Consider the following 8,988-nt stretch of genomic DNA (forward strand, 5'->3'; position numbering starts at 1 on the left):
ACCTTGTTGGGTAAGACTTTTAGACTTTTTGTCAATCAAAAAGTACCAGGCATGGGAGTGATCAGGGGGAAAATTCAGGTACTTTTTCCCTGAAAATTAGGTAGTTGACCACCTGAAAATCGGTAAAACCCATCCCCCATTCCCCCAACCCCCAACCCCCAACCCCCACCGAAAAACTTTTTCAGCAGACCCTAGATAAATGTCTGTAGAAACGTGGTTAACTGCGTCTCTATTTGAATTACCGATAACTAATCACTGTTAAACTAATCACTGTTCACACTCTGGACAGTGAAAAAATGCAGATCCGAAGAAAACACCCCAATCCTGCCGTCAAAGTTGAGAGTTTGAGTTATGTGGTGAAAGTGCCGGAGGCACAACCGCAAAATATTTTAGAAGAAATCGTTTGGCATAAAGAGATGGAAGTCGATAAATTGCGCGAACGGTTGCCTTTATTAGAATTACGCCAAAAAATAGCCAATACTGCGCCACCTTGCGACTTTTTAGCCGCCTTAAAACAGGGGAAAACCCAACCCGCTTTGATTGCCGAAGTGAAAAAAGCTTCCCCGAGCAAGGGAGTTATCCGGGAAGATTTTGATCCTGTAGCGATCGCCCGTACCTATGAACAGGGGGGAGCCACTTGTTTATCAGTCCTAACCGATAGTAAGTTTTTTCAAGGTAGTTACGAAAATCTTACCCTCGTCCGGCAAGCGGTATCTTTGCCCCTATTATGCAAAGAATTTATCCTTTATCCCTATCAAATCTACTACGCTCGCTCTAAAGGAGCCGATGCTGTCCTTTTAATTGCCGCTATTTTAAGCGATCAAGACCTAGCATATTTTGTCAAAATTGTCAAGGGTTTAGGGATGACAGCTTTGGTAGAGGTGCATAGTCTGGCCGAATTCGATCGAGTGTTAGCCATTGAGGGAATCGAACTAATCGGCATCAATAACCGCAATTTAGAGACATTTAAAGTCGATTTAGACAATACTCGCCAATTACTAGAAGCCAGGGGTGAACAGGTGCGAGAAAAAGGTATTCTGATCGTCAGCGAATCGGGATTACACCAAGCTGCAGATCTGGCGAAAGTGAAGCAAGCGGGAGCAAATGCGGTTCTAATCGGCGAATCTTTGGTAAAACTGCCCGATGCTGCCGTCGGTATCCAGAAACTCTTTGAAAATCTCGGTTAGGGATTTTTCAGTTATCGGTAAACAGTAAAAAGGCAGCTCCGAGCTTGTCCCTTAATACTATTCGCTGAAAACTCACACCTGATAACTGGTAACTGATCACTGATAACTGACACGGCTATCTGCCGGGATATAATCAGAGTCTGCCGAATCTTAAATCATCCCCTCAGAATTGATGCGATCGAGATTTGGTTTTTTATCTTTTTAAATATGGCCCAACGAGAGAGGACGAACCATGGAAAATAAAAATATGTTGATGATTCCCGGCCCGACACCAGTGCCGGAAGCGGTATTATTGGCTATGGCTAAAGCACCTATAGGTCATCGGACGGGTGCTTTTAGCAAGGTAATCGCCGAATTAACCGAAAATCTTAAATGGTTGCATCAAACCAGTGGCGATGTTTTAATGCTAACTGCTTCGGGAACCGGTGCCATGGAAGCGGGAATTATTAATTTTCTCAGCCCCGGCGATCGAGTTTTGGTGGGGGATAATGGTAAATTTGGGGAACGTTGGGCGAAAGTGGGGAAAGCATACGGCTTAAATGTGGATGTCATTAAGGCAGAATGGGGTAAACCCCTAGATCCAGAGGCATTCACCGCTAAACTGACCGAAGACAAGGAAAAAGCCATCAAAGCGGTAATTATCACCCATTCGGAAACTTCCACCGGGGTTCTCAATGACTTGGAAAGCATTAACAAAGCGGTAAAAGACCACGGGGAAGCTTTAATTATCGTCGATGCTGTCACCAGTTTAGGAGCTTATCATATTCCCATCGATGAATGGGGTTTAGATGTGGTCGGTTCTGGTTCCCAGAAAGGTTATATGATTTCTCCCGGTTTAGGTTTTGTTTCCGTGAGCAAAAAAGCTTGGAAAGCCTACGAAACCGCCAAACTGCCCCGTTTTTATCTAGATTTAGGCAAATACAAAAAAGCCACCGATGAGGATAGTTCCCCCTTTACCCCTCCAGTTAACCTGATGTACGGTTTACAAGCTTCTCTGCAAATGATGAGAAGGGAGGGATTAGCGGCAATTTTCGCCCGTCACCAACGCTTAACCCAGATGACGCGGGCCGGTATGCGCGCCCTGGATTTGCCCCTCTACGCGGCGGATTCCTGCGCTTCCACGGCGATTACTGCGGTGGCCCCCACTCTGGTGGATGCGGAAAAAATTCGTTCGACTCTCAATAAAAAGTTCGACATCGCTGTCGCTGGTGGTCAGGATCACCTCAAGGGTAAAATCTTCCGTATCGGTCATTTAGGTTTTGCTAGTGAGCGGGATATCCTCACAGTTATCGCTGCCATTGAAGCGACTTTAATTGAGTTAGGTGTCGAAGGTGTCACCCCCGGTGCTGGTGTGGCTGCGGCTGCTTCTGTCATGGTACAGGGTTAATCTTGGGTTTATTTTTCCCCTTCTCCCCAGAGAGGGGGATTTTGGCGGGAAAATATATCCTGTATATCTAGGGTTTGCTATAATCCAGCCAAAGTAATAGTCAACTCTTGTGGGTTTTATGTTATGTCTGCAAAACAAAATTTTGTGTTTGTATTTATTTTGGTGATTAACCTTTTGTTAGCGTTTAAGTTAGTTTTCGAGCAAGCATCTCTAGTTTTTTTAGCTGTCTTAGTCTTGACAACTTTCTTGCTGATTCTAACTTTGAAAGTTAATTCTGACAAGGAAAATGAGCGACAAAATGGGAAGCAGGATAGTATAGATTGGCATTCTATATTAGTATTTTTCGCTATTTTTATCAATAACGTTGTTTTATTCTGGAAACTATTTTCCTCTCCGGAACCCCAAGCGGGGATACTGATCACGATCGCAATTATGGCAGCATTACTTTTATTAACCCTGGGACTTGATAGGTTAGGGTTCCCAAATAAGTTTCCTTTTGTCAAAGTTAAATAAAATCTTCCGTTAGGTGAGGAGACAGGAGTAGAAAAAGACAAGAGACAAATATTCCAGCAATAAAACCTACGATTATGTCAAATTTATCTGATATTGAGGCTCGATAACTTATTTTTGCAGGAGGTCTATTTTTGACTTGATTGCGGGCCGATTTGGGGCAAATGCAAAGCTGGATCCTGCGCTGTCCAACCGACGGGAGTATCTAAGCGCACCTCAAAATGAAGATGGGGGGGAATAATATCTGGTTGTCCCGTGGTGCCAACCGTACCGATAACGTCTCCTGCTCGTACCCGTTGGTCAATTCTCACTGTAACCCTGCTTAAATGAGCATAACGGGTCTGCCGGCGACCTAAATGATTAATTACTACCAAATTACCATAGGCCCCTTCCTGACCCACATAAATCACTAGACCATCTTCGGCGGCTAGAACTGGTGTACCAACATCGGCGAGAAGATCAATACCACTATGAAAGAGATTTTTCTGTTCCGTGGGGCTTTTTTGCCAACCGTAGGCTAATCCGACAGTGCTGGCAAAGGGTAAGGGATAAGAACTTAATCCAGTATAATCCGATCGCTTGCCGGCGGCGGACCAATTGGTGCCGGGGATAAAAACTATTGTCGGCTGGCGACCACAACCGTTAAGCTCAAAGAGTATATCGGCACGAATACCATAGGCCGCTTCTAAATCGCGCCAAGTGGAACCCCGGGGTGCTTCGATGCGAATGCCGTTCATCGGGGGAATGAAGATTTCTTTCCCGACGGGGGCCAAACCATTTTTGAGAATAGTCGGATTGAGTTTAATTATCGTTGCGGGGATGAGAGCGTATTTTTCGGCGATTGAGGCGATTGTTTCTCCCGCTTGGATTTTATGGCGTTGTAACCTTGATAAAATCGGCAGGGGACAAACATTATCAGACCCTTGGGCAAAAATTAATTTTTGATTCAAGGTCAAAAAACCTAGACAAAAAAACAAAATTGTGCTAGTGAAACTTAGCCAACTTTTCTCACTTTTGATTCTCCGACCCATGACCATAAAAAAGCGATTTCTTGACTACAAAACCCGGAGAATACTAGGAATACTGTCAATAGCTTCTAAAGACTCTATTGCCGCTAAAGCGTTGCGGAAATTACCCTCGCGCACATCGTGGGTGACAACGACAATTTCGGCTAAATCACCCCTAATACCAATTTGTACCACGGATTCTAGACTAACCCCATGGTCGCCGAAAGCCATACCTAAATGACCGATTACCCCCGGCACATCGCGACAGAGAAAACGAGCATAAAAACGGGTTGATAAATCCTCCATCGGGGCGATTTGACAATAATGCTGGTGAATACAGCTTAAAAGCGGGTCAAGTTCCTTGGTTTTGCCACTACTTTTTAAAATTCCGACGATATTCATCACATCCGATACTACCGCGCTGGCCGTCGGTCCGCTACCGGCACCGGGTCCATAAAACATCACTTGGCCCAAGGGTTCCCCCTCGACGAGAATAGCGTTATAGACTCCGTTAGCATTAGCGAGGGGATGAGTTTTCGGTACTAGGGTCGGATGAACCCGCAACTCTAGGGTATCGGAATCTTCCTTAACCGTATCTTTTGCGATCGCTAATAATTTAATCACAAATCCCAGTCTATCAGCGTAGGCGATATCGACGGCGCTAACTTGCCGGATACCTTCACAGTAAACATCTTCCCGTTTTACCCGACCTCCAAAACCCAAAGAAGCTAAAATGGCAATTTTATCGGCTGCGTCGAATCCATCCACGTCCGCAGTGGGATCCGCTTCTGCATAGCCTAATTCCTGAGCTTTGGCCAGCACTTCGCTAAAATCTGCCCCTTTTTGGCTCATTTCCGTGAGAATATAGTTAGTTGTGCCGTTGACAATTCCCATGATACTGCTGATGCGATTAGCACCGAGGGATTGTTTTAAGGGTTTAATGACGGGAATTCCACCACCCACGGCCGCTTCTAGGAGGACATAAACCCCTTTTTCGTTAGCCTTGGCGTAGATTTCATCACCAAAACGGGCAATAACCGCCTTATTTGCCGTAACAACGTGCTTTCCCGATGCGATTGCTTGGAGAATTAAAGAGCGCGCCGGTTCCAAACCCCCCAATAATTCGACAATAATATCAATTTCGGGGTCGGTAACGATCGATTCTAGGTCAGTGGTCAAAATATGGGGAGAAAGCTCGATTTCTCTCGGTTTATCTAGGGTTCTAACTCCCACTCGTCCAATGGTAATCTCTTTGAGTACGGGATGACGACCAAAAGGATCAAGGAGGATTTTCGCTGTTCCCGTCCCCACAACCCCGAAACCGAGTAAACCAATCTTAAAGGTCACGCTTTTATCTCCTGCTAGTCCGACGCAAAAAATACTAATGGCCAAGCCGTCGCCATTGTCGATTTTATCATTACAAGGTCTTTGACGGTGGGTTTTCTTTTGCTGGGGTTCAAGGCCTGAGGATGATAAATATTCAGTATTTTTGTATTAAAATCAAGCCAATCTCGATCAAGTTTAAACGCTTATCCTGTAATTGTTATTGATTTTATTGAGCGATATAGATATTCGGCAATGTCAGTAACATTTTTGATCATAACTCTAATTTCTGATGACAATAACCCTCTATATAGTTGATATTTTTGAACAAATCAATCGACTCTTTCTGAGCAAAGAGCCATGTTAGCATTATTAGTTAGGGTAATTTGACTCAACTGCACGAGCAACTAAGTTATCCAGCCCCAATTACCATACCAAAGAAATAGAATGGATAAAAAATAGGTAAACAAGAATAACAGAAACCCATAAAAATAACGATTTTTTTGGCTCCCATATACTTGCTCTAAGATTGTCCCCAACATCTCACCGTATTCCCCACCTACATCTACTAGGGTTTGAAATTCAGAGAAATTATACACAGCTAAAATAGCCTTCTCCTTCGAAAAAGAAAAACTATTCATCGACTGTTCAAAAATCTCTGCATCTAGCGGATGGGTTTGAAAATATTCAAAGACCCCCATCCCAAACAGATCATCAAAGGATGGTTGTCCCGTTTTAATACTATATAACACATTTCCCCAGGCTTGATAATGGGGGGCCTCTCCTAACATAATCGCTGTCGCTTTTACTGACCGGGGATGGTCACTAGATAAATGTTCGGCTAAGGGGGTTAGTCTCAGTTAGGGAGGCTAACTCTTGACAAGATTTCGCTCCCTTGCTTAAATGCTCGGCTAGACTCAATTTAGCCGCAGCATAGATAGCTTGAGATAGCCAGTAACCCGAAATCATTTGGGTTAATTGAAGATGAAGAGGGAGTTCAGGTAAGGACATAATCAACTTTTGTGGGAATAAAGTTAAACAGTACCATATAGGATAAGCTGCCCGCGCATTTAAATTGCTGGTTGAGATGAGGCAAGAGTCAACAGGAAAGGGATTGGGGGAGATTCAGCTAATTTCTAAGCGCGAGTAGAGAGAAAAATAAAGCCCTTGCATTACAGCACTCGGTAAAGTTTCCATGAAATTAATTTCTAAGCGCGAGTAGAGAGTTAAACGAGGAACTAAAGCAGGGGAGCTGCTGAAGTTCGCCGGAACTTGGCAAGGCAACAACTGGGAAGAGTGCCTCGAATTCGTCCAGGAAACTCGTTCTCAAGCTCAATTCTAAGTCTTATTACAAGGCTACAAGGCTGTTCCATGTTTCCTTCTATTTATTGAATTTTAACATTTAATTTATAGGTGGCATTGCCACGAGTTCCCCCTACAATTATTTCATAATTTCCAGTAGCCGGTAATTTTAAACTAGATTGGGTAGCTTCTGTTTTCAAAATTTGCCCATTCGGTGCAATCACATCGAATACGGCATTATTTTCTAATGCTGTAATTTTCAGATCCATTCTCTGTCCTTGATTCGCTCTTAATAAATAAATATCTTGACTCCCTCGAACAACCGATTGATTAACTGTAGTGGTATTAGTTCCTGGGGCAAACCGAATTTGAGACACTAAACAAGGTTGTTTTTGATAAACGACTCGTCCCGTATTCAAAGAATCTGAAGTTAACGTCCATGTTTCTTGAGTTGTTTGAGTATCTAACTCAATTTTTGTCTTGATATTTAAGTTTAAATGATTTCCATTTTTCCTTCCTTGTAAGGTTTGAGTATAGGAACTATAATAAGATTCTTGTTCATTATGAATCGTAGCTTCTACCCGACCCGTGACTTGATTTCCCTGAATATAAATCCTCGCCGTAGAATCCAGATCATCATTAGCGACTGAAAAACAATAACCTTGAATCGAATAAGCGCTAGACGCTTGAGCAACTTGTCGGGGTGGATGATTTGCCATCCTAGGTGTAACATTCAGTAAACTTGCAAAAATGACTACAAATCTTAATAATTTCATCATCATAACTGACTCATGGTTAAAGGTTGATTGATCACTGATTACTGATAGTTTCCATTCAATTAATTTCTAAGTGCGAGTAGAGAGCTACCATCACCAGACGGTTCACTCCGTCCGTTGTCAGGCATTCGGCTCAAATCTTTTTTGCCCTTCCATTTTCCGCCCCAATTCATTTGCCCATCTCGTCCCTTGTTACCGCGTTGCCAACATCCGATCGTGAGCCACGCAACGTTCCGGTTGCCAGTAAAATGGCGAGGTTGGCAATGCCTGTCCTTGTGTCGCTTGTGTCGTCTCACGCAGGATTGGGTTTGCGAGGATAGAGCTGCTCGGCGCGGTTGAACAAGATCCAGCTGGTCAGAATGTACTTGTCGTGCGACTCGGGCACATTGCCGCGATGGGTGTGGGTAAAACCGGCGGGAGCGATCACCATCGTCCCAGAGGTCGGCTTGAGCTTCCGTTCTTGGTACAAGAACTCCGTCTCACCACCGCGCTCTACATCGTTCAGATAGAACATAAACAAAAGGACGCGATGGAGCGTCTCAGCAGCTGGGTCGCGAGGATAGATTTCCGAATGCCAGTAGTAGTAACCCCCGATACTCTTCGAGTATTTCTGAACGTTGATCGCTCCCGGTCGAAACACTCTGAACAAATACTCGCCGAGTTCTAGGTCCGATGCCGCCCCAACATCCGAAGCTGTTAACGCCCTGACCAGTCCGGTAGCCGGATCTTGCAAGCTCAATGCAAACGCACTCGTGATCAGATATGGATACTTGCGAATGTACAACATCAGGTGACGCAGTGTGCTGTCGAGTATCTGACTGTGCAAATCGCTCCACTCGGAGAGGCCTGTGATGGTGATGTCGGTGCTGTTCTTCTTGGATTTGTCGACTCCATGACCGATCCGTCCATCCGACTTGCGGTCGCTGGCTTCGAAACGATGCCTGATCTCTTCGCACAATTCGGGGCGTAAAGCATGTTCGTAGATCTCGATAAAGTCAGTTGTCATTGCAGCTTTCCCACCCCAAAGCCCTAGATACATTCCCACGCGGTCACGAATTCCATCTAGTTGGTGATTATAACAGGTTTGCGTTGCATCGAGAGCTTTGCCCGTATCCGGAAAAAGGCAGATGTACGCTGATGCAAAGGTTTCGCGGGTACGTTCAATTAATTTCTAAGCGCGAGTAGAGAGAATAATGCGAGTTCCCTTAATACAGACTTGACCGTGATATACCAGAGGCGCACTAAGGATTCTTTTTTGCCATTGCATCATTTTATTGTCGGCTATTCTTGATCTTTTGGATAATTTCATCGAAAATTTTGGGTCTGAAACCCCGTCGTTCTACGACGGCTTTACTATTAAATATTAGCACATTTACGAAATATATGCTAAAATGTGAGACATGGAAAAAGCCTATTCGTTTCGATTTTACCCAACACCCGAACAAGAGTCGCTATTGCGGCGCACTTTGGGCTGTGTAAGATTAGTTTACAATAAA

At 44.3% G+C, this 8,988-nt stretch carries 9 protein-coding genes and 1 pseudogene; 4 read left to right on the forward strand and 6 right to left on the reverse strand.

Annotation, left to right across the window (positions count from 1 at the left end; all coding sequences use genetic code 11):
- Positions 1 to 296: 296 nt before the first annotated feature.
- The 3 genes from trpC (at position 297) to IM319_RS09725 (ending at position 3,087) form a co-directional block, all read left to right on the forward strand.
- On the forward strand, positions 297 to 1,187 hold the full coding sequence (gene trpC, locus IM319_RS09715; RefSeq protein ID WP_287735455.1) for an indole-3-glycerol phosphate synthase TrpC: 891 nt from the start codon (positions 297 to 299) through the stop codon (positions 1,185 to 1,187).
- A 232-nt stretch (positions 1,188 to 1,419) separates the two neighbouring features.
- Positions 1,420 to 2,574, forward strand: a complete 1,155-nt coding sequence (locus IM319_RS09720; protein WP_287735456.1) for a pyridoxal-phosphate-dependent aminotransferase family protein — start codon at positions 1,420 to 1,422, stop codon at positions 2,572 to 2,574.
- A gap of 123 nt (positions 2,575 to 2,697) precedes the next feature.
- Positions 2,698 to 3,087, forward strand: a complete 390-nt coding sequence (locus IM319_RS09725) for a hypothetical protein (protein ID WP_287735457.1) — start codon at positions 2,698 to 2,700, stop codon at positions 3,085 to 3,087.
- A gap of 125 nt (positions 3,088 to 3,212) precedes the next feature.
- On the opposite strand, the gene IM319_RS09730 is transcribed toward IM319_RS09725, so the two are convergent.
- The 6 genes and pseudogenes from IM319_RS09730 to IM319_RS09760 all read right to left on the reverse strand — a co-directional run bounded on the left by IM319_RS09730 (position 3,213) and on the right by IM319_RS09760 (position 8,801).
- Positions 3,213 to 4,121, reverse strand: coding sequence for a LysM peptidoglycan-binding domain-containing M23 family metallopeptidase (locus IM319_RS09730; protein ID WP_287735458.1), 909 nt, complete (start codon positions 4,119 to 4,121; stop codon positions 3,213 to 3,215).
- An 18-nt stretch (positions 4,122 to 4,139) separates the two neighbouring features.
- Positions 4,140 to 5,438, reverse strand: a complete 1,299-nt coding sequence (locus IM319_RS09735; protein WP_287685763.1) for a homoserine dehydrogenase — start codon at positions 5,436 to 5,438, stop codon at positions 4,140 to 4,142.
- A gap of 494 nt (positions 5,439 to 5,932) precedes the next feature.
- Positions 5,933 to 6,425, reverse strand: a pseudogene (locus IM319_RS22470) (methyltransferase); the annotation flags it as partial.
- A gap of 374 nt (positions 6,426 to 6,799) precedes the next feature.
- Entirely contained in the window at positions 6,800 to 7,498 is a 699-nt protein-coding gene (locus IM319_RS09750) for a hypothetical protein (protein WP_287735460.1), read from the reverse strand.
- Between the two features lie 286 nt (positions 7,499 to 7,784).
- Positions 7,785 to 8,498, reverse strand: a complete 714-nt coding sequence (locus tag IM319_RS09755) for a 2OG-Fe(II) oxygenase (RefSeq protein WP_287735461.1) — start codon at positions 8,496 to 8,498, stop codon at positions 7,785 to 7,787.
- Between the two features lie 165 nt (positions 8,499 to 8,663).
- Positions 8,664 to 8,801 carry a hypothetical protein gene (locus IM319_RS09760; protein WP_287685768.1) on the reverse strand — a complete coding sequence of 46 codons (138 nt, stop codon included), beginning with the start codon at positions 8,799 to 8,801 and terminating at the stop codon, positions 8,664 to 8,666.
- Positions 8,802 to 8,892: 91 nt separating this feature from the next.
- Here IM319_RS09760 and IM319_RS09765 point away from each other — a divergent pair.
- A partial coding sequence (locus tag IM319_RS09765) for a helix-turn-helix domain-containing protein (protein ID WP_155120494.1) occupies positions 8,893 to 8,988 on the forward strand: 96 nt, incomplete at its 3' end.

The organism is Microcystis sp. M113S1 (assembly GCF_020246945.1).
Classification (GTDB): Bacteria; Cyanobacteriota; Cyanobacteriia; order Cyanobacteriales; family Microcystaceae; genus Microcystis.

Excerpts from the sequence above, each read along its gene's own strand:
- trpC (WP_287735455.1), top strand. The coding sequence starts at position 297 with ATGCAGATCCGAAGAAAACACCCCAATCCTGCCGTCAAAGTTGAGAGT.
- IM319_RS09720 (WP_287735456.1), top strand. The coding sequence starts at position 1,420 with ATGGAAAATAAAAATATGTTGATGATTCCCGGCCCGACACCAGTGCCG.
- IM319_RS09725 (WP_287735457.1), top strand. The coding sequence starts at position 2,698 with ATGTCTGCAAAACAAAATTTTGTGTTTGTATTTATTTTGGTGATTAAC.
- IM319_RS09730 (WP_287735458.1), bottom strand. The coding sequence starts at position 4,121 with ATGGTCATGGGTCGGAGAATCAAAAGTGAGAAAAGTTGGCTAAGTTTC.
- IM319_RS09750 (WP_287735460.1), bottom strand. The coding sequence starts at position 7,498 with ATGATGATGAAATTATTAAGATTTGTAGTCATTTTTGCAAGTTTACTG.
- IM319_RS09755 (WP_287735461.1), bottom strand. The coding sequence starts at position 8,498 with ATGACAACTGACTTTATCGAGATCTACGAACATGCTTTACGCCCCGAA.
- IM319_RS09760 (WP_287685768.1), bottom strand. The coding sequence starts at position 8,801 with ATGAAATTATCCAAAAGATCAAGAATAGCCGACAATAAAATGATGCAA.